General features: G+C 65.2%; 19 protein-coding genes. 9 read left to right on the top strand and 10 right to left on the bottom strand.

Translation table 11 applies throughout. The features are described 5' to 3' along the window. The first annotated feature begins 173 nt into the window (after nucleotides 1-173). Nucleotides 174-605 carry a nuclear transport factor 2 family protein gene (locus ACZ1JC_RS03340; protein ID WP_465139316.1) on the top strand — a complete coding sequence of 144 codons (432 nt, stop codon included), beginning with the start codon at nucleotides 174-176 and terminating at the stop codon, nucleotides 603-605. On the opposite strand, the gene ACZ1JC_RS03335 is transcribed toward ACZ1JC_RS03340, so the two are convergent. Genes ACZ1JC_RS03335 through ACZ1JC_RS03320 form a run of 4 tightly spaced genes read right to left on the bottom strand, consistent with a single transcriptional unit; the run spans nucleotide 580 to nucleotide 4,006 of the window. After that, nucleotides 580-975 (bottom strand): MAPEG family protein, encoded by a 396-nt coding sequence (locus tag ACZ1JC_RS03335; RefSeq protein ID WP_465139317.1) that lies wholly within the window; start codon nucleotides 973-975, stop codon nucleotides 580-582. The two genes, ACZ1JC_RS03340 and ACZ1JC_RS03335, sit on opposite strands and share 26 nt — an antisense overlap. Before the next feature lie 39 nt (nucleotides 976-1,014). Further along, nucleotides 1,015-2,076: a phosphotransferase gene (locus ACZ1JC_RS03330; RefSeq protein ID WP_465139318.1), complete on the bottom strand. Its 1,062-nt coding sequence runs from the start codon at nucleotides 2,074-2,076 to the stop codon at nucleotides 1,015-1,017. Further along, nucleotides 2,073-3,248, bottom strand: a complete 1,176-nt coding sequence (locus ACZ1JC_RS03325) for an acyl-CoA dehydrogenase family protein (RefSeq protein WP_465139319.1) — start codon at nucleotides 3,246-3,248, stop codon at nucleotides 2,073-2,075. Before ACZ1JC_RS03325 ends, ACZ1JC_RS03330 begins: the two co-directional genes overlap by 4 nt. Continuing rightward, the gene (locus ACZ1JC_RS03320; RefSeq protein WP_465139320.1) at nucleotides 3,245-4,006 is read right to left on the bottom strand and encodes an SDR family NAD(P)-dependent oxidoreductase; all 762 of its coding nucleotides are present in this window, start codon (nucleotides 4,004-4,006) and stop codon (nucleotides 3,245-3,247) included. The genes ACZ1JC_RS03325 and ACZ1JC_RS03320 overlap by 4 nt, the downstream gene beginning before the upstream one ends. Nucleotides 4,007-4,159: 153 nt before the next feature. On the opposite strand from ACZ1JC_RS03320, the gene ACZ1JC_RS03315 reads away from it, so the two are divergent. Beyond that, the gene (locus tag ACZ1JC_RS03315) at nucleotides 4,160-4,939 is read left to right on the top strand and encodes an SDR family oxidoreductase (protein WP_465139321.1); all 780 of its coding nucleotides are present in this window, start codon (nucleotides 4,160-4,162) and stop codon (nucleotides 4,937-4,939) included. Here ACZ1JC_RS03315 and ACZ1JC_RS03310 read toward each other — a convergent pair whose 3' ends face one another. Further along, a complete protein-coding gene (locus tag ACZ1JC_RS03310) occupies nucleotides 4,940-5,800 on the bottom strand; it encodes an enoyl-CoA hydratase (RefSeq protein WP_465139322.1) in 861 nt (286 codons plus the stop codon). A gap of 22 nt (nucleotides 5,801-5,822) precedes the next feature. Then, complete coding sequence (locus ACZ1JC_RS03305) at nucleotides 5,823-6,365, bottom strand: cupin domain-containing protein (RefSeq protein WP_465139323.1); 543 nt, start codon at nucleotides 6,363-6,365, stop codon at nucleotides 5,823-5,825. A gap of 259 nt (nucleotides 6,366-6,624) precedes the next feature. Between ACZ1JC_RS03305 and ACZ1JC_RS03300 the strand changes: the two genes are divergently transcribed. The 4 genes from ACZ1JC_RS03300 to ACZ1JC_RS03285 are packed head-to-tail and all read left to right on the top strand — an operon-like array spanning nucleotide 6,625 to nucleotide 9,977. Next, nucleotides 6,625-7,866: a cytochrome P450 gene (locus ACZ1JC_RS03300; protein ID WP_465139324.1), complete on the top strand. Its 1,242-nt coding sequence runs from the start codon at nucleotides 6,625-6,627 to the stop codon at nucleotides 7,864-7,866. Nucleotides 7,867-7,870: 4 nt separating this feature from the next. Then, on the top strand, nucleotides 7,871-8,635 hold the full coding sequence (locus ACZ1JC_RS03295; RefSeq protein WP_465139325.1) for a DUF2889 domain-containing protein: 765 nt from the start codon (nucleotides 7,871-7,873) through the stop codon (nucleotides 8,633-8,635). A 19-nt stretch (nucleotides 8,636-8,654) separates the two neighbouring features. Continuing rightward, complete coding sequence (locus ACZ1JC_RS03290; protein WP_465139326.1) at nucleotides 8,655-9,125, top strand: hypothetical protein; 471 nt, start codon at nucleotides 8,655-8,657, stop codon at nucleotides 9,123-9,125. Nucleotides 9,126-9,137: 12 nt separating this feature from the next. Then, entirely contained in the window at nucleotides 9,138-9,977 is an 840-nt protein-coding gene (locus tag ACZ1JC_RS03285; RefSeq protein ID WP_465139327.1) for an amidohydrolase family protein, read from the top strand. 55 nt (nucleotides 9,978-10,032) lie between these two features. Here the strand turns inward: ACZ1JC_RS03285 and ACZ1JC_RS03280 are convergent, their stop codons facing one another. Then, a complete protein-coding gene (locus ACZ1JC_RS03280) occupies nucleotides 10,033-11,415 on the bottom strand; it encodes an aromatic ring-hydroxylating oxygenase subunit alpha (protein WP_465139328.1) in 1,383 nt (460 codons plus the stop codon). 198 nt (nucleotides 11,416-11,613) lie between these two features. Further along, on the bottom strand, nucleotides 11,614-11,964 hold the full coding sequence (locus tag ACZ1JC_RS03275; protein ID WP_465139329.1) for a hypothetical protein: 351 nt from the start codon (nucleotides 11,962-11,964) through the stop codon (nucleotides 11,614-11,616). 98 nt (nucleotides 11,965-12,062) lie between these two features. On the opposite strand from ACZ1JC_RS03275, the gene ACZ1JC_RS03270 reads away from it, so the two are divergent. Then, nucleotides 12,063-13,106, top strand: a complete 1,044-nt coding sequence (locus ACZ1JC_RS03270) for a cyclase family protein (protein WP_465139330.1) — start codon at nucleotides 12,063-12,065, stop codon at nucleotides 13,104-13,106. Here ACZ1JC_RS03270 and ACZ1JC_RS03265 read toward each other — a convergent pair. Then, nucleotides 13,103-14,146: an LLM class F420-dependent oxidoreductase gene (locus ACZ1JC_RS03265; RefSeq protein ID WP_465139331.1), complete on the bottom strand. Its 1,044-nt coding sequence runs from the start codon at nucleotides 14,144-14,146 to the stop codon at nucleotides 13,103-13,105. The two genes, ACZ1JC_RS03270 and ACZ1JC_RS03265, sit on opposite strands and share 4 nt — an antisense overlap. A gap of 202 nt (nucleotides 14,147-14,348) precedes the next feature. Between ACZ1JC_RS03265 and ACZ1JC_RS03260 the strand changes: the two genes are divergently transcribed. Together ACZ1JC_RS03260 and ACZ1JC_RS03255 are read left to right on the top strand one after the other, a co-directional pair. Then, a complete protein-coding gene (locus ACZ1JC_RS03260) occupies nucleotides 14,349-16,079 on the top strand; it encodes a class I adenylate-forming enzyme family protein (protein WP_465139332.1) in 1,731 nt (576 codons plus the stop codon). A 164-nt stretch (nucleotides 16,080-16,243) separates the two neighbouring features. Then, nucleotides 16,244-17,944, top strand: coding sequence for an FAD-dependent oxidoreductase (locus ACZ1JC_RS03255; protein ID WP_465139333.1), 1,701 nt, complete (start codon nucleotides 16,244-16,246; stop codon nucleotides 17,942-17,944). A gap of 28 nt (nucleotides 17,945-17,972) precedes the next feature. Here ACZ1JC_RS03255 and ACZ1JC_RS03250 read toward each other — a convergent pair whose 3' ends face one another. Further along, the gene (locus ACZ1JC_RS03250) at nucleotides 17,973-19,007 is read right to left on the bottom strand and encodes an acyl-CoA dehydrogenase family protein (RefSeq protein ID WP_465139334.1); all 1,035 of its coding nucleotides are present in this window, start codon (nucleotides 19,005-19,007) and stop codon (nucleotides 17,973-17,975) included. Between the last annotated feature and the right edge of the window lie 4 nt (nucleotides 19,008-19,011).

Raw genomic sequence — 19,011 nt, 5'->3', positions numbered from 1 at the left:
CGGGCGCGTTTACGGATTATTGCAACGATGGAGGCGCATTCGTCAATTGCGCTTTTCCGCGGGGGTTGCGGTAGCGTGGGGGCGACCTTTACGATGTTATGCCATTGAGGCGTTGCATAATCGGCGGGCGCGGGATCATAGTCCTGCGAAAGCAAGATAGGGAGACGGGGCTGATGGATGGTCTGCAAAAGCTGGCGGACGAACTGGCGGTCCGCGCGGTGCTCGATGAATATTGCCTGCGGCTGGAAGTCGATCGTTTCGAGGACTGGCTGGAGCTGTTCACGCCCGATACGACTTACGAGGTGTTCCGTAGGACGCTAAACGGGCGCGAGGAACTGTCGGCCATGCTCTCGCAGGCGCCGCACGGGGTTCATATCGGCGGCCCGATGCGGATCGCGATCGACGGCGACAGTGCCGAGACGGTGCAGAACTACCTGTTCATCGGCAGCGAGGATGCCGCCTGGAACATGGGTTGGTACTTCCGCCGGCTGGTGCGTACCGATGCCGGCTGGAAGATCGCCCACACCCGCGTGAACATGCAGAAGATCGGCGCGGGTACGCCGCCGCTTCTGGAGGTCGCTACCCCGCCAGCAGCGGCCAGATGACCATGCCCAGCCCGACAAGGCTGGCAAGAAAGACCAGCGTGCGCACGCCCGGAACGCCGAAGCCGTATAGCGGCAGGTAGACTGCGCGTGCGCCCAGCCAGATCCAGCCGCCCAGCGCGGTGTGCCCGCTGGTCCGTCCGGCGATGACCACGCCCAGCAGCGCGACTATGGCGATGGGAAACGTCTCCAGAAAGTTCGCCTGCGCGCGCACCAGTCGCCCGGCCACAGGCTGCAGCGGTGGCAGGGCTTCGTCCCGCGCACCCATGTTCCACTTCGGGCCGTACTGCTTCGTCTTGAAATGTGCGGCAGTGAAGATGTGGACGAGCAGCAATAGGCAGCCCCATGCCAGTATCCTGATCTCGATGGACATGCCGGTTTCTCCCCTTGATTGCCCAGATCGTTACGAAGCCTATTCCTCCGTGGCGGCAAGCGCCAGTCGGGCAAGTTCCGGAAATGCCTCTGCCCGTTCGCGCGCCTGCGCATTGGCGGCGGTGCCGCGCAGAACGCGGCCGCGGATGCCGTGGAAGATGGCGGCAAGGCGGAACAGGTTGAAGGCCATGTAGTAGCGGTAGTCGGGCAGGTTTTGCCGTCCGGTGCGCGCGCAGTAGGCCGCGACGTAATCCGCCTCCGCCGGAATGCCCAGCGCGCCGATTTCCGCGCCCGCAAGGCCTGCGACAATATGCGGAGGCATCCGGTACATCATCGTGTGATAGGCAAAGTCCGCCAGCGGGTGGCCCAGCGTCGATAGCTCCCAATCCAGCACGGCAAGCACGCGCGGCTGGGCGGGGTGGAAGATCATGTTGTCGATGCGGAAGTCGCCGTGGATCACGCGGGCTTCGCCATCGTCGGCGGGCATGTTCGCTTCCAGCCATGTGATCACTGCGTCCATGGCCGGATCGCGTCCGGCCGCTTCGTCTTCGCGGTATTGCCGGGACCAGCGGGCGACTTGCCGGCCGAAATAGTTGCCGGGCTTGCCATAGTCGCCAAGGCCCAGTGCTTCCGGAACGTACTGGTGCAATTGCGCGATGGTCGCGTTCATCGCGTCGTAGATTTCGCCGCGCTCGTTGGCGTTCATGGCGGGCAGGGCGGCATCCCAGAAGATGCGTCCCTCCACCATGTCCATCACATAGAAGGCCGTGCTGATCACATTCTCGTCAAGGCAGAGGCCGTGAATCCGTGCGACCGGAAAGCCGGCCGCGTGCAGCGCCGCCTGTACCCGCGCCTCCCGGTCCACCGCGTGCGCGCCTTTGAGGATCGGACCGGGTGGCTTGCGTCGCAGGACGTAGTTCCCCGATTCCGCCCGCAGCTTGTAGGTCGGGTTCGACTGCCCGCCCCTGAACTGTTCGACCGTGAGCGGCCCCGCAAACCCGGCGACATTGGCCACCATCCAGCGCGCCAGTGCAGGGACGTCGATCTCGTACCCGGCGCGGATCGCTGTGGTGCCCGAATTGGCGTCAGCCAGATCGTTCATGCCGGTTCCTGCGCCTCGCGCCATTCGCGGCGGATCGCTTTGGCAAGGCTCCATTTGTGGACTTCGGTGGGGCCGTCGTAGATGCGGAAGGCGCGGATCTCGCGGAACACCTGCTCGACGATGGAGGTGCCGGTCACGCCGCTGCCGCCCATCACCTGCACGCAATTGTCGGCGATTTTCATCAGCGCCTCGCTCACCGAGACTTTGGCCATGGAGCTTTCCTGCGTGCCCGGCGCGCCGCTGTCGAGCACGTCGGCGCACCAGTCGATCATCACTTCGCACTGTTTCAGCAGGATGCGGTTTTCGGCGAGGAGGAAGCCGACGCCTTCGTGCTCGATCAAGGTCTTGCCGAAGGCCTGTCGGCGGCAGGCATAGTCGGTGGCGATCTCCTGCGCGCGCAGACATGCGCCCAACCAGCGCATGCAATGCGAAAGGCGGGCGGGGGCAAGGCGCACTTGCGCGTAGCGAAAGCCTTCGCCGGGTTCGCCCAGCATCTGGCTGGCCGGCACGCGCAGGCCATCTATCGTGATGGTCGCGTGTCCGCCGGGCATGGAGCTGTCGATAGTGTTGGGCACGTTTTCGATGCGGATCGCCGGGTCGGGCAAGTCGACAAGGAACATGCAGGCGCCCTCATCTGAGCGGGCCATGACGATCCCCACGCGCGCGCCCTGCGCGCCGGTGATGAAGCATTTGCGCCCCTCGATCACCCATTCGTCGCCCTCACGGCGGCAGGTGGTCTTCATCATCGAAGGGTCGGAGCCAGCGCCCTGCCACTCGGCGGGTTCGGTCATGAAGAAGGCGGAGCGGCACTGTCCGGCAACCAGCGGATCAAGGAAGCGCCGCTTGTGTTCGGCCGAGCCGACTTTGCCGATCAGGAACATGTTTCCCTCGTCCGGCGCCATCGTGTTGCAGGCAAGCGGGCCGAGCGGGGAGAGGCCGCTGCGGATAAGCACCAGCGCGGTGTCGCGCTGCGAAAGGTGGCTGCCATCGGCGCGGATATGCGGGGTGAGCACGCCGGTGGCGCGGGCGTGTTCGCGCATTTCCATGACCAGTTCATCGGTCGGTGCGCCGTGGTGATCGCGGCGCGGATCGCTTTCGTAAGGCACGATCCGGTCGCGGACGAAAGCCTTTACACGGGCGGCGAGGGCGGTGGCTTCGGCGGAATGGGTCACAGTGCTTGTCCGTCGTCGATGGTGAGAACGGCCCCGGTCGTCTGGGCCGAAGCGTCGGAACAGAGATAGAGCAGCGGCCAGTCGAGCGACCCGATCGGCTGCAGGCGCTTACGGTGAAAACCGGCGACTTGCGCCTTGCCGGCATCGGTATCGAACCACTCGCCGGAAAGCTCCGTGCGGATATAGCCGGGCTGGATCACGTTCACGTTGATCCCCTGCCGCACCCATTCGCGCGCCAGATTGCGGCCGAGATGCGCCACGGCGGCCTTGCTGGCGGAATAGATCGTCTCGCCCTGTCCGGTCATTTCGGCGGTGATGGAGCCGATCAGCACGATCCTGCCGCGCCCGCTCTCACGGCTGCCCGCCGCGATCATGCGCCGGGCGCCTTCGCGCGCGGTGAGCAGGCAGCCCAGCACATTGGTATCGAGCACCGCGCGGGCCTTGGCTTCGGGCGTTTCGGTCGCGCGGCCGGGCGCGGAGACGCCGGCATTGGCGATCACGGTATCGATGGGGCCGAGTTCCTGCGCGGCACGCTCGAAAGCGGCCATGGTGGAGCCCTCGTCGGTAACGTCCATCGCCACTGCCAGCGCGGAGCTTCCATGGGCCCTGAGATCGCTTGCCAGCGCCTCTACCCGATCCAGCCTGCGTGCTGCCAGAACGACCCGGGCACCGGCCTCGGCCAACCTTGCGGCGAAATGCGCGCCAAGGCCGGACGAGGCGCCGGTGATCAGGCATGTGCGGCCGGTTAGATCGGGCATGAACGCACTTTCTCAGGTGTGTCCGTCGCGGGATCGCGCGGACGAAGCTTCCCTGCCTTGTTTGCAATGACTCGCGTCATTTGCAATATCGCCTAGGCTATTCCGCAGCCACGATACTCTCATTTCGTGGCGTGGGCAGGAGGGGAACAGACGATGAGGATCGATTCCACCATCTCGGCCGTGGTCACCGGTGGCGCTTCAGGGCTGGCGCTGGCCAGCGTCAAGGCGCTGCGGGCGGCCGGTGCCAAAGTCGCCATCTTCGACATCAACGAAGACGTGGGCGCCGAGGCGGCTGCGCAGACCGGTGCGGTGTTCTGCCGCGCCGATGTGCTTTCGGACGACAGCCTTGACGAAGCCTTTGCCAAGGCGCGCGCGGCGCAAGGGCAGGAGCGGATCCTGATCTCCTGCGCGGGCACCGGCAATGCCATGACCACGATCCGCAAGGATCGCGAGACGGGCGAGATAAGCCTGTTCCCCACGGCCGATTTCGCGAAATTCGTCATGCTCAACGCCGTCGGCACTTTCGCGACGATCACGCGCTTTGCGCAAGGCTGCGCGGCGCTCGATCCGATCGATGGCGAGCGCGGTGCGATAGTGACGACATCCTCGGTCGCCGCGCAGGACGGGCAATCGGGGCAGGCGGCCTATGCCGCGGGCAAGGCCGCGATTTCGGGCATGACGCTGCCGATCGCGCGGGACCTGTCCCGGTTCGGTATCCGCATCAACAGCGTGCTGCCCGGCGTCTTCTCCACCCCGATGATGAACCGCGCGCCGCAGGAAATGCGCGACCGGCTGGCGGCAATGAACGCCTATCCGATCCGGCTGGGCGAGCCGGAGGAATTTGCCAGCCTCGCCCTCGAACTGTGCCGCAACACTTTCATGAACGCACAGTCGATCCGGCTGGACGCGGGCGTGCGCTTCGCCGCCCGCTGATCATTCCGCCTGCTGCTTCGGCACTGTCGCCAGTGCCGGGGCATGGGTGGGGTCCATGCCCCAGCCGTGTACGCGGAAATTCTGCGTGTGGCACAAGTGATGGAGCGAGAAGGCTTGGTCTATCGCATTCATCTGGCCCTGGATGTCCAGCGTCTTGTTCACCGCTTCCTTCGCCAGTTTGAGGGCAAAGGCGGGCTTGGCCGCGATGCGGATGGCCATGTTCAGCGTGAAGTCTTCCAGTTCCGCGCGCGGCACCACGTGGTTCACCATGCCCAGCCGATGCGCCTCGGCCGCGTCCCACATGTCGGACGTGAACAGGAACTCCTTGGCCTTTCGCGGGCCCAGTTCCCACGGATGGGCCAGCCATTCCACGCCGGAAACGCCGAACGTCACCACCGGATCGGAAAACCGCGCATCGTCCGCCGCGACGATCAGGTCGCAGACCCAGGCGAAGATCAGGGCGCCGGCGATGCACTTGCCCTGCACCGCGCAGATCGTGGGTTTGGACAAGTTGCGCCAGCGCCGGGCACTTTCCAGATAGCCTTCCTTCTCCGCAGCGTACCAGCCGTGCGTGGCCGGCTCCTGAAACCCGCTCCACGTCGATACGCGGGGGGAGCGTTCCTGCATGTCCGCCTGATAGTTCTCGACCGTATCGGCAATGTCATGCCCGGCCGAGAAATTGCGGCCGTCGGCGGCAAGGATCACCACTTTCACTAGGTCGTCGGCCAGCGCGCGATCGAACGCGGCGTTGACCTCGAATATCATCTGCGGGTTGATGGCATTGTGCTTGTCGGCCCGGTCCAGCACGATGCGCGCGACGCCGGGGGCAGGGATTTCGTAGCGGACCAGCGCTTCGCTCATGGCTTGGATCTTCCTGTCGGTGTCAGTTCAGCCGCGGGCGTTCGGCGGACTTCCACGCCTCGCGCCGTTCGGCCACTTGCGCTGCCGCCTTTTCCCAGAAGCTTTCGCCCTTCGCGTGGTTCACGAAGTTGAAGTGGCCCTGATGGCGGATTTCCAGCAATTCCACGCCCTGCGGCCCGGGCTTGTAAGTATAGGGGACGGAGGCTGGCACGAAGAAGCTGTCGCGCGGGCCCAGCACTTCAGTGCCAAGGCGGATCGAGCCGGCGATGATATAGTAAAGGCAATCGACGTCGTGGCTGTGGAGCGGCAGCGGATAGCCCTCCTTGAACCAGACGTGGGTAAGGCTGAAACCTGGCAGGTCTACCAGTACGCGCACGTCGTCCCCCTCCATGAACCCGGCGGCGACGACGCTGTCCATGCCTGCGCGCTGGATGGCGGTGAAGGGTTCCACCGTCATGCACTTCGCCTCCATCAGATCGGGCGCGTTCTTGGCCTTGAAGATCTGGAAGCCGCCCGCGCCAGCCGGTGTAGGCGCCTGTTCCTGCCCGTCCGATTTCTTGTCCATCGTCCTTGCTCCCTGGCCGTGCCGCCTGTTTGGAGGCGGCCTTGTTCCGGCGCGATCTTGTGCCGCGAAGGGCGCCGCGATCAACGCCATCTCGCCCAAATCGTCCCCACGATCCTTGCGGAAAATCCCGCTTTTGTGCGGCTTACATGCACATGATCGCTAGGAATTGCATCAGGTGCTTTCTATTAATCGCGGCGAGGCGTGGGAACAAGCGGAAATGGTCCGCCCACGCGGCCAGACCTATCGAGGAGAAGACCTGATGGCGACGTTGAGCCCGCTGGCTCCCCGGCCCGACCACGTGCCCGAAGAGGCGGTGTACGACTTCGACATGTATCTCGATCCCGCGCTGCTGATCGATCCGCACGAACGCGTGCGCGAGATCGTTCGCGATGCGCCGCCGCTGTTCTGGACGCCGCGCAACGGTGGCCACTGGGTCGCTGCAGGGCACAAGGCGGTCTACGAGGCTTCGCGCGATACCGAGGCATTTTCCAGCGAACTGGTCCCCGCCGCGATGATCGAGATGGCGCGGCCGATGCTGCCCGCGCATATCAAGCACATTCCGCTGCCGACGCCGATCAATCTCGATCCGCCGCAGCATACGATCTACCGCCAGCCTTTGCAGGCGGCGTTTTCTCCGCGTGCGATGATGAAGCGCAAGGAGGAGATTCGCGCGCTGGCCAATTCGCTGATCGATGCGGTGATCGATCATGGGCACTGCGACTTTATCGAGGCGATCGCAGAGCCGCTGCCGGTGCAGGTGTTCCTGAAGATGTTGGGGTTGCCGCTTGAGCGATTGGCGGAATTCCGCGCGCTCGTGCACGAATTCCTGGCGCCGCCGGCCACCCCGCTCGACCCGATCTTGCGCATGCGCAAGGTGGCCGATGCCATGAAGGATGAGATCGAGGCGCGCCGCACCGATCCGCAGGACGATCTGTTCAGCCTGCTCTGGGCGTCGGAGATCGACGGCAAGCCGATGACGTTCGAACTGATGGAAGACTTCGGCGTGCTGCTGTTCATCGCCGGGCTGGATACGGTGATCAACGGCATGGGTTACGGCATCCGCCATTTGGCCACGCATCCCGAATTCCAGGCAGAACTGCGCGCCGATCCTTCCCGCGTTGTTGAGGCGGCGGAGGAATTGCTGCGCCGCTATACTTTTACCGTGCCGATGCGCCGCGTTGCCCGCGATGTGGAATTCACCGGAGTCGCGCTGAAGCGTGACGAGCGGCTGGTGTTGTTCCTGCCCGGGGCCGATCTCGACCCGGGCGAATTCGCCAATCCCGAAGTCTTCGACATGGAGCGGGAGAACAACGTCCACATCGCTTTCGGCGTCGGCCCGCATCGCTGCCTCGGCTCGCATCTGGCGCGCATCGAGCTTCAGGTGATCTACGAGCAGATGCTGGCGCGGCTGCCCGAATTCCGGCTCGATCCCGATCGGCCCGCGAAGTTCCACGCGGGCAACATCATCGCCATCGACTCGCTGCCGATCCGCTGGGACTGAGCGCATGGCGGTTCCTTCCCCTATCGACGGCCCCGGCTATCGGCGGCGCATCCTGATCGAGCCCGGACCGGGCAAAGTCACGGCGGAACTGGAGGACGACTATCACCGCATGGTCGTCTCGCTGATCCATGCGGGCGGCGTCGTCACCGGGGTGGAGAGTGCAATGAAGCGCGCGCCATGGACGGGCTGCCCCGGTGCGATGGCGCGTATCCGCGAGACGTTCGTGGGCACGCCGCTGGCCGATTGTGCACGGCGGGGTGAGCGGGCGACGAATTGTACCCATCTGCACGATCTGGCCGTCTTCGCCGCCGCGCATGCAGACACGGAGAGCGCAGCCATCGCCTATGACGTGCATTGCGGCGATGTGGAGCCTTCCGGCCAGCGCCGCGTCCGGCTCTGGCGCAATGGAACATTGCTGCTCGACTGGACGCTGGCGGGGATGGAGCTGGTCCAGCCTGCAGCGCTTGCCGGCCGGGCGCTGCGCGATCTCGGCGATGTGATTGCCGCGCAGGAGCGGGGCATGGCGGAAGCGATGCGCGTGCTGCGCTGGGCGGCGATCGTCGCCAATGGCCGCACGATGGATATTCCGGAGGGGCTTTCCGCCACGCATTTCCCGCAGGGCAGTTGCTTCAATTTCCAGCCGGACATCGCCCGGACTTCTGCGCGAATGCCCGATGCCGACCGCGATTTCACCGGCGATCATCCTGGCCCGATGGCCGACCGCGAAGCCGATTTTCCGCCGCTTGCCGCGGCGGCGCATGAAACATGAACGATTGGGAGAAGCGCAGATGAAGATGGAAGACATGGTGCTCGTCAGCGTTGACGATCACATCACCGAACCGGGCGACATCTACGACAACCAGCTTTCCGGAGACGCGCTTGCCACAGCGCCCAAGCTGCGGGAGAAGGCGGACGGCACCAATTACTGGGAATATCAGGGGATGAAGATCCCCTCCGTCGCGCTCAATGCCGTGGTCGGCCGCCCACGCGAGGAATATGGCATGGAGCCGACTTCGCTCGATCAGCTGCGCAAGGGGTGCTGGGACGCGCGGGCGCGGGTCGACGACATGGACGTGAACGGCATCGCCGCCTCGCTCAACTTTCCCAGCTTCGCCGGGATCGATGGCAGCCTGTTCACTCATGCACCGGACAAGGCGCAGTCGCTCACGCATCTGCGCGCCTATAACGACTGGCATGTCGACGAGTGGTGCGGCACGGCGCCGGATCGCTTCATCCCCTGCGGCATCCTGCCGCTCTAGGATGCAGACCTGATGGCGGCGGAAGTGCGCCGTCTGGCGGACAAGGGTTGCCACGCGGTCTCCTTCAACGACAACCCCACCAAGCGCGGCCTTCCCAGCGTCCACAGCGACTTCTGGGAGCCGTTCTGGAAGGCGGTGACCGATTGCGGCACGACGATCTGCCTGCACATCGGCGTGGGCAACGTCTCCCCCCATCCGTCGATGGAATCCCCGATTGAGGTGAACATCGCGACGATGCCGATGGCAGTCGCCTTCGGCGCGGCCGACTGGCTCAACCTTGCGGCCTTGGCCCGCTATCCGGACATGCGCATCGCGCTGTCGGAAAGCGGTATCGGCTGGATTCCCTATCTGCTCGAACGTGCCGATTACTCGAATGAGCAGCACCGCGCCTGGACCCATTCGGACAGCTACTTCAAGGGGCAGAAGCCCAGCGAGGTGTTCCGCAAGCACTTCTCAAGCTGCTTCATCGACGATGCCTATGGCCTGCGGAATCTGGACCTGATCGGCGAGGATTCGGTGTGTTACGAGGTGGATTATCCGCATTCCGACACGCCCTGGCCGAATGCACCGGAAGTGCTGTGGAAGTCTGTCCAGCACTTGTCCGACGCGCAGATCGACAAGATCACCCACCTCAATGCCATGCGCGATTACAAGTTCGATCTGTTCGGCCATGGCCCGCGTGAGAACTACACGGTGGGCGCGCTGCGGGCGCAGGCGCGGGCCAAAGGCGTCGATACGTCGGTAAAGTCGGTGGCGGGCGGTGCCGCGCCGCTGGCGGCAGGCGAAGTGCAGCGCCCGGTGACGTCCGGCGACGTGATTGCGATGTTCTCGCGCCATTCGGAAGCGGCTTGAAGCAAAGAAAGGCGGCCCCCGGGAGTTTCCGGGGGCCGCATGATCTCGAAGTGAACTAGAACCCGATATCGAGCACCGGGCAATTGTATCCGCTGTTGACCGTGCGAGAGGCCTGCGCCAGCACTTGCGGATCAAGCCCGGCAAGGTAGCCGTCCACCAGCCGCTGGTAGTTGCTGATCATCCCCTCGTTCTGCTTCGACAGGCGCATTGCGGCGAACTTTCCGGCGTGCAGTCCCTGCTGCTGAAGCGGCAGGTTGGCATAGTCCTGCTGCGGGATCTCCGGGAACTGGTCGGAATCGTAGGGCAATACGGTGGGATGCTTCGGCGTATCGTATTCCTCGCCTTCGGGACGCAGGGCCAGTGACCAGATCTCGAAGTAGCAGGTTTCCGCCGTCAGCGGCCGGATGCGATAGGCGCTCATCGCCGCGAACATCGGCAGCACGAAGAAGTGCGGGAACATGTATTCCACATCGCTGGCCGGCGTCTCGGCGCTGACTTTGGCAACATCGAACATCGGGGCGCCGCGTTCCAACCCGTCGCGGGTGATCTCCTCGCGCGCCTTGGTGTAGAAGGCGATCAGCGCGCCCATGGTATCGTCCGGCACTTCGATATCGCGCAGTTTTTCGATCACGGCCACTTCGGTTTCGTGGACCATGCCGGCCATGCCCGAACTCAGCCGCTTCATGAATTCGACCTGCAGGTTCACCGTCTCTCGCGGGGAGAGGTTGCGGTTGGGCAGCATTCCGGCGGCATCCTCGCCCCAAGGCATGCCGATCGACAGTTCGTGAAGCTGCGGGTGCGTCCGCATGACGTGATAGCCTTCCTGGAAAGCCTCCATCGCCAGCTTCCAGTTGGTGGGCAGCACGGTGGCATACCACCAGTCCATCTTCAGCCGATCGATATGGCGCGCGTCCAGCCGCTCCACCACGGGCCCCAGGCTTTCACGCAGCGAGGGGGCATCGTCGTCGAAATTGATGAAGGCACAGCCGCCCCATGTCTCGACCCGGCAGGGCGCCAGATCGATCTCTGCATGGTCCAGCAGTTCTTCGGAGAAGATCTGGCGGCCGAACACGAAAGTGTTCTCCCCTTCCGCATTCCATCGCCAGCCGTGGAACGGGCAGATGAATCCGGTCTTCGCGCAGTTCCCCGGTCCGGTGGCCAGCCGCACGCCGCGATGGCGGCAGGCATTGTGGAATGCCTTGATGCCGTTCTTGGTGTTCACGACGATCACCGAGCGGTCGAGGATCGTGTACTCGGTGAAATCGCCTACTTCGGGGATTTCTTCCAGCCGGCAGGCCATCTGCCAGACGTGGGGCCAGAGGCGTTCCTTCTCCAGTTGGAAGAAGGCTTCATCGTAATAGCGTTCGGCCGGGATCAGTTCGGGATTGGTAACCCGGTGCGGCACGTGCGCCAGCCTTGCAGCGGTGTCCTCGGCCATGCTCTCGTCTCCCTTGCTGCCGTCGCCTTGCCGTCTTCCCACATCGCGGGTGCGGCCTGTCGGAGAGGGTCTAGCAAAATGAAACGGGCTGTGTGAATTTCCTTTTTGAAGCGAGTGCAATGCATCGTCGGCACGACCGATGAACGGCGCGCATCGCAGGAGGGACGGGGAGGGTGCTCGATGGAAAAAGGCGAAAAATCAGGCCGGTTGCACGCTTTCCTCAGCAGCGAGCAGATGGCCGGCGGCCTGGATCATACCGGCCTTGGACAGCGCATCGTTCATCGGCATGCCATCGCTGCCAGCAGCCGCGCGGATCGAGTCGATGATCGGCGCGGGATCGTCGCCTTCCAGTTCGTAGATCGTCATCAGCGTCCATTGCGGCGCGTCGAGATCGTAGACGCGCTGGAAGTCCAGCCGGAACAGCTTGCCGGATACGACGCCCGGCATGCGCACCACGTCGACAAGGTGGCGAGTCCGATACCAGGCGACGAATTCGTCCTCCCGTCCCGGATGCGCGCGCGAAAGGATCGTGTAGGTGAAGCGTGCCAAGCTCTGTCTCCCTTTGAGTATGTTTCTGCCCCGTTTGTAGGCCGCTTCCTAGGACAAGGTGGCTTGATCGTGCCCACGATTGCCATGGAGTTGGGGCGATGAGCGCGGACGTGACGGATCGCTGGCAGGTTCGCCCGGAAGGCTCCAACTGGGGCGAGTTCGGGCCGGACGACCAGATCGGCAGGCTCAACCTGATCACGCCCGAACGCCGCCGCGCCGCTGCCGCCGAAGTGCGCGAAGGGTTGGCGTTCTGCCTTTCGCTGCCGCTCGATTGTCCGCGCCAGCAGTTCAACCCGCGCCGTTTCCCGCCGCAGATGGCGTGGTCGATGCGCGGGGAGGACCCGGTCGTGAACTATCCCTACGACCGCGCCTTTCCGGGCATGAAGGAGACGGTCTGCGACGATCGCGCCACGCTCAGCCTGCAATACTCCACGCAGTGGGATGCGCTCTGCCACATGGGCTGCCTGTTCGATGCGGGCGAGGGGGCGGATGTGACCTATTACAACGGCTTTCGCGCGGGCCGGGATGTATGCGGGCCGTTCGACTACGTTCACGGACGCAGCCCGATAGAGGGTCGCGAAGGCGCGCAGGCGCTGGGGATAGAGCGGATCGCGGAGACGGCCCTGCAAGCGCGCGGGGTGATGGTGGACCTTGCCGCCCATGTCAGGCCCGGGCGCGTGGCGGTGGGCTACGAAGCACTGATGCGCATCATGGAGCAGGACGACGTCTGCGTGGAGCCGGGCGATGTGCTGTGTCTGCGCACCGGCTTCGACAGGCGGCTGCTGGAGCAGTATCGCGATCCGTCGATCCTGCTCGATCCGCACGATTGCGCCGGGCTCGACGGTTTCGACGAGCGCCTGCTGCGCTGGATCGACGATAGCGGCGTGGCGGCGCTGGTTTCGGATAACGAGGCAGTCGAAGTCTCTCCGGATTTCCAGCGGCAGGATCCGCACGGCATTCGCGTGCCGCTGCATCATCTCTGCCTGTTCAAGCTGGGCATTCCGCTCGGCGAATTCTTCCTGCTGTCCGACCTTGCCGACTGGCTGCGTGCGCATGGCCGCAGCCGCTTCCTGTTCACCGCGCCGCCGCTACGACTGCCGGGCGCGGTGGGTTCGCCGGTTACCGGTGTGGGAACCGTCTAGCCGCTGCTTTTCGCCGCGATCCGGGCGATGGCCTCCATCGCCGGGCGGTCCGGGTCAATCAGCCGCAGCAGCGTGAAGCCGGCACCGCGCCAGCGTGCGAAGCGTTCGGCGATGCGCGCTTCCGGGCCGATCAGGGAGGCATCGTCGATATATTCGTCGGGGACGGCGGCAATGGCTTCGTCCTTGTGCCTGGCGCGATAGAGTTCGGCGATGCGTTCGGCCTCTGCGGCATAGCCGCGCTCCGCCATGGCATCCTTGTGGAAGTTCTTCTGCGCCGCGCCCATGCCGCCGACATAGAGCGCAATTGCGGGGCGCGCCGCGTCGAGGGCGGCGCGGATGTCGTTCGTCAGGACCAGTCGCGCGTTACCCACGCGTTCCAGATCGCCTAGCCGTCGCCCATCCCCGCGCCGCGCCAGTCCTTCCTCCAGCAAGGCGAACTTGGCGCGCGCGGTGTCCGGGGTGACGTGCATCGACAGCCAACCGTCGGCGATTTCGCCGGTGAGGCGGATATTGCCGGGCGTGGAAGTGCCGAGCAGGATCGGAATGTCCGGATTGCCGTGCAGAATGCTGCGCAGCGGCTTGGCAAGGCCGGTTGCATCGGGGCCTGCGTAGGGCAGTTCGATTTCCCGGCCATCGTGGGTGACGGGCTCCTCCCGGTGCCAGACCTTGCGCAGGATCGCGACATAATCGCGTAGGCGCGTGGCCGGCTTTCCCCAGGGTTGGCCATACCATCCTTCGACGATCTGCGGCCCGGAGACGCCGAGGCCCAGGATCATTCGCCCCCGCCCGGCCAGTTCCTCGATCGTCTGCGCCGTCATGGCGCAGGCTGCGGGCGTGCGCGCGGCAAGCTGGGCAACGCCGGTGCCAAGGCGGATTTTGCGGGTTTGTCCGGCGATCCAGGCCAGCGGGCTGAACGCATCCGATCCGTAGGATTCGGCGGTCCAGACGGAATCGAAGCCCAGTTCCTCCGCCAGCCGGATACGGTCGATCGGCAGCGCGATCCGGGCGCCGCTATAGCCAAGGTCCAACCCGAGTTTCACGGCTTGGCCACGCCGTTGCAGTGGATTGCTTTCATGCCATTCCCCTCCCGCTGCTCCGGCTATCGCTCCGCCGTTGTCTTTGTCGTCGGGGTTGCCTGCCGGATGAGAATTGCGCAAGACGTATTGTAATAATGCAATTCACTGCAAGCACCTTCGCGCCCGTCTCATACTCGGCGCAAAATGCGGATGAAGGGAGAGGGGCGTGATCGAGGCAGATATCCGGACGGGCGCGCCCTGGCTTGGCAATCGGCGCGATCCCCTGGTCGAACGGCTGATCGGGCCGGGCAAGCGCTTCGAACTCGATACCGTGGAGATCGGCGGGCAGCAGCATCAGGTGTTCCACGGCGCGCCGCGCAATCTTGCGGGGCTGTACAGGCAGGGCATGGCCTACGGCGAACGGCCGATGATCGTGCAGGGCAACCTTCGGATCACGTATGAAGAGGGTTTCGCCCGCGCTGCTGCTTTGGCGCAGGCCCTGCACGACGATTTCGGAGTGGAGCGGGGCACCGTGGTGGCCGTCGTCACCGGCAACCGCGCCGAATGGGTCATCGCCACGCTTGCGATCACCGCGCTGGGCGGGATCGCCGCGCTGGTCAACAGCCGCGGCGTGGCCGAGGAGATGTTGCGGGCGATGAAGCAAGTCGATTGCCGCCTTGCCATTCTGGATGCCGAGCGGGACGATGTGATCAGCGCCGCCGCGCCGGACCCACTGTGGCCGCGCGTGGTTATTGGGGCGCCACGCGTGCCCTTGCGGCCGGGCCGGGATGCCGATTTCAATGCTCTGTCCGCGCCGCGCGCCGGTGTGACGTTCCAGCCCCTGGACATGGCACCCGAAGAGGGCGCGATCATCCTTTTCACGTCCGGCACCACCGGTTTTCCCAAGGGTGCGCTGCTCAGCCATGGCGCGCTGGCGCATTCGGTCTCGCTTGCCTGCTTCATGGGCACCTTGCAGGACGTGCGGTACGAGGAGGAAAGCGGAGAGGCGCTGCCGGAGCATCAGCAATCGATGCGCACGCCTGCGGTGATCCTGGGGCCGATGTTCCACCTGTCCGGGATCATGCCGGTGCTGCGCGCGATCAGCCTTGGCACCACCATCCACATCCTTGGCAAATGGAACGCCGAAGTCGCGTTCGACATGATCGAAAACGTTGGGATGACGCGGCTTTCCTTCGTTTCGGCGATGATCTTCGACATGTTCGCCAGTCCGCGCGCCACGCCCGAACTGCTCGCCAATGTGCGCTACATGGTCAATGGCGCGGCGCCGCTGGACTTGCGGCTGGTTGAGCAGATCCGGCAGCGGATGCCGCATTGCCAGCTCTCCAACGGCTATGGCCAGACGGAGGGCAGCGCCTGGACTTGCGCGATCAGCGGCGACATCTATCTCCAGCACCCCGCCGCCTGCGGCTGGGCGGCGCCGACCGTGAAAGTGCAACTGCGCCGCGACGACGGTTCGGAACCTGCACCGGGCGAGCCCGGCGAACTCTGGCTGTCCAGCCCGATGCTGATGAACGGCTATGTCGGCGATCCGGCTGCGACGGCCGAGGCGCTGCAGGACGGCTGGCTGGCCTCTGGCGACATCGCGACGGTGGACGGCAACGGCATCTACACCATCGTCGATCGCAAGAAGAACATGGTCATTTCCGGCGGCGAGAACATCTATTGCGCCGAGGTCGAGCGGGTTGCGGTGACTCTGCCGGGCGTTCTGGAGGCCATCGCCTATGGCCGCCCCGATGTGCGGCTGGGTGAGCGACTGGTGCTCCACGCCGTGGCCCGCCCGGGTGCCGATCTGGATGGTGAGGCGCTGAAGGCCCACTGCCGCGCGCATCTGGCGATCTACAAAGTGCCGCGCGAGGTGGAAGTAACGACGCAGTCGCTGCCGCGAACCGCCTCAGGGAAAGTCGATCGCGGGACATTCCTGCGCTCGATTGCTTAGCTTGCCCTCGGGTCGCGCCGCGGGTCAGGAAAATCCGTTTGTGTCTCAACGTCGGTGTTCGGTGGCACGATGCCGATCGCTTCGTGACTATAATAGATTGCACGGAGAGCATTTCTGAATTCAACTGCCTGCCAAAACCCGCAAACGGGGCAGAGGAGCAGGCGATGGACGCGAACGGGTTCGATGAGAGTTTCGATTTCGTCGTAGTGGGCAGCGGGGGCGGATCGATGTGCGCGGCGCTGGTCATGCGCGCGGAAGACAAGTCGGTCGTGGTGCTGGAGAAGACCGACCTCGTCGGCGGGACGACCTCGCGATCGGGCGGGGTCATGTGGATTCCAGGCAACCGCTTCATGAAGCAGGCCGGAGTTGCCGACAGTTTCGAGGATGCGGTGGCCTATATGGAGGCGACTGCCGGCACGTCCGACGATGCGCCGGGCACCACGCGTTTGCGGCGCGAAGCCTATGTGCGGGAGGCGCCGCACATGGTCGACTTTCTGGTGGAGCAGGGAATCCGCCTGCGCCGCGCACCGTCCTGGCCGGACTACTACGACGAGCGGCCCGGCGGTTCGGTGCCCGGGCGCACGGTGCTGGCGGACCTGTTCAACCTCAACGAACTGGGCGAGTGGAAGGCGCGGTTGCGACCGAACTTCATGGCGGTGCCGGCCTACCACGCCGAAGGGTTCGAGATGGCGACCTTCAAGTCCTCTCTGAAGGGCAAGCTCACCATGCTCAAGGTGGGCTTGCGTGTGGGGCTGGCGAAGCTGACGGGCAAGCAGTGGACGACGGCGGGCGGGGCCCTGCAAGGGCGGATGCTGCAGGCATCGCTGCGGGCGGGCGTGGATGTGCGAACGAACAGCGCGGTGGCCGAATTCGTGATCGAGGGCGGGCGCGTGACCGGCGTGGTGGTGCGCACCGAAGCGGGAGAGAAGCGGATCGGGGCGCGACTGGGCGTGCTCGTCAATGCAGGCGGCTTTGCGCAAAATCAGGCGATGCGCGACCAGTACATGCCCGATACTTCGGCGCGGTGGACTGCCACCGCGCCGGGCGACACCGGAGAGATGATCCGGGCAATGATGGTCCTGGGCGCAGCCACCGGGCAGATGCGCGAATGCGTGGGCAACCAGATGTCGATCCCGCCGGGGCGCGAGAACCGCGATGGCAACGGCGTCGATCTCGGCGGCGTATCCGGGCAGATGAACATCGCCAAGCCGCACTCGATCCTCGTCGACCAGTCCGGCCGGCGCTACATGAATGAGGGAGGCTCCTACATGGCGTTCTGCAACGGGATGCGGGAGCGCAATCGCAGCGTCCCGGCCATCCCGAGCTGGTGGATCGTCGATGAGCAGCACATGCGGCAATACATGTTCTCGGGCACGATGCCGGGGGCGAAGAAGCCGCAGGAATGGTACGATGCGGGCTATCTGAGGCGGGCGGACAGCCTTGCCGAACTCGCCGGGGAGATCGGCGTAGACGCGGCGACGTTCGGCGAGACGGTCGAACGCTTCAATACCGGGGCGCGCACCGGACGGGACGAGGAGTTCGGACGCGGCGCGCGGGCTTACGACGAGTGGCTTGGCGATCACTATCACAAGCCGTCGAACACGCTAGGCACGATCGAAAAGGGGCCGTTCTATGCCGCGCCGGTGGTGCCGGGCGATGTCGGCACCTTTGGCGGCGTGGTGACGGATGTGGATGGGTGCGTGCTGCGCGAGGACGGGTCGGTGATAGAGGGGCTCTATGCCACGGGCGTTTCCACCGCCTCGGTCATGGGGCGGTTCTATCCCGGCGCGGGATCGAGCGTGGGGCCTTCGTTCGTGTTCGGCTATATCGCTGCAAGACACGCGGTGGCGGCGTCCCGGAACTGATCCGGGGCGCCTGTGCCCTAAGGCGCGATCATGCCTCGGATAATTCGCTGGCGAATGTCGCGTCGGGGCCGGTGGGCAGGCCGGTCATGCGGGCTATCACGGTTTCCATGTGCTCGGCCCCGGTGCCCCAAGCGAAGCGCAGGGCAAGCGCACGCTTGACGAAGAAGTGCAGGTCCACTTCCCAGGTAATGCCCATGGCGCCGTGGATCTGCACGGCATTGCGGGTGGCAAGGTCTGCCGCCTCCGCCGCGACGATCTTGGCATGGGCGACCCGCGCGCGCGAGGCGAGGCTATCCAGTTCCAGTTCGGCGGCAGCGGCGTGGACCACCGGGCGCGCGAATTCGACGGCGACCTGGGCGTTGGCGGCAAGGTGCTTCACGGCCTGATAGCTGCCGATCGGCTTGCCGAACTGCTGACGGTCTCGGGCATAGGCGACGGCCATGTCGATGGCGCGCTGGCCGATGCCGACAAGTTGCGCAGCCGCCAGCAGCGCCCCGCGCTCGGCCGTGAGGCCCCAGCCATGGCCGACGTGCGTGGCCGCAGAGGGCGCCCAGTCTACACGGAACAGCCGGCGGAACGGGTCGAAGCTTTCCTCGCGCGTCAGCCGTACCTGGCTGGCTTCGACAAGATGGACTTCCTCGCCATGGCCTAATAGCAGGGCCTCGGCACTGTCGGCATCGGCCACGAAGGGATTGGCGGGATGGCCCACGGCAACGACGGAGCCCGCCGCCGCGCGTGCCAGCCAGCCGCGATCGTCTTCCAGCGAGGCGAGCAGCGGCACGGCCACACCGGCGAGTTCGATCAATGGTTCCGGTAGACCGACATAGCCTGCCGCCTCGGCAATGCCGATCAGATCGACCATTCCCAGCCCCAGACCGCCCGCCGTTTCGGGCGCGCAGATGCCGGGCAAGCCCATTTCGCAGATCGTCGCCCAGCGCGCCGCGTCCATTGCCGCGCCCTCGGCAAGTTGGCGGCGCAAGTCCGCGGGTGTGCAGCACTCCACCAGCATGGTGCGCGCGGCATCGGTGATGGTCTGCTGATCTTCGGTGAACGCGAATTGCATGGAT

Source organism: Sphingomonas sp. BL-S-28, from assembly GCF_055521515.1.
Note: the sequence above shows the minus strand (reverse complement) of the source record. Positions and strands in the feature narration are given on the sequence as shown.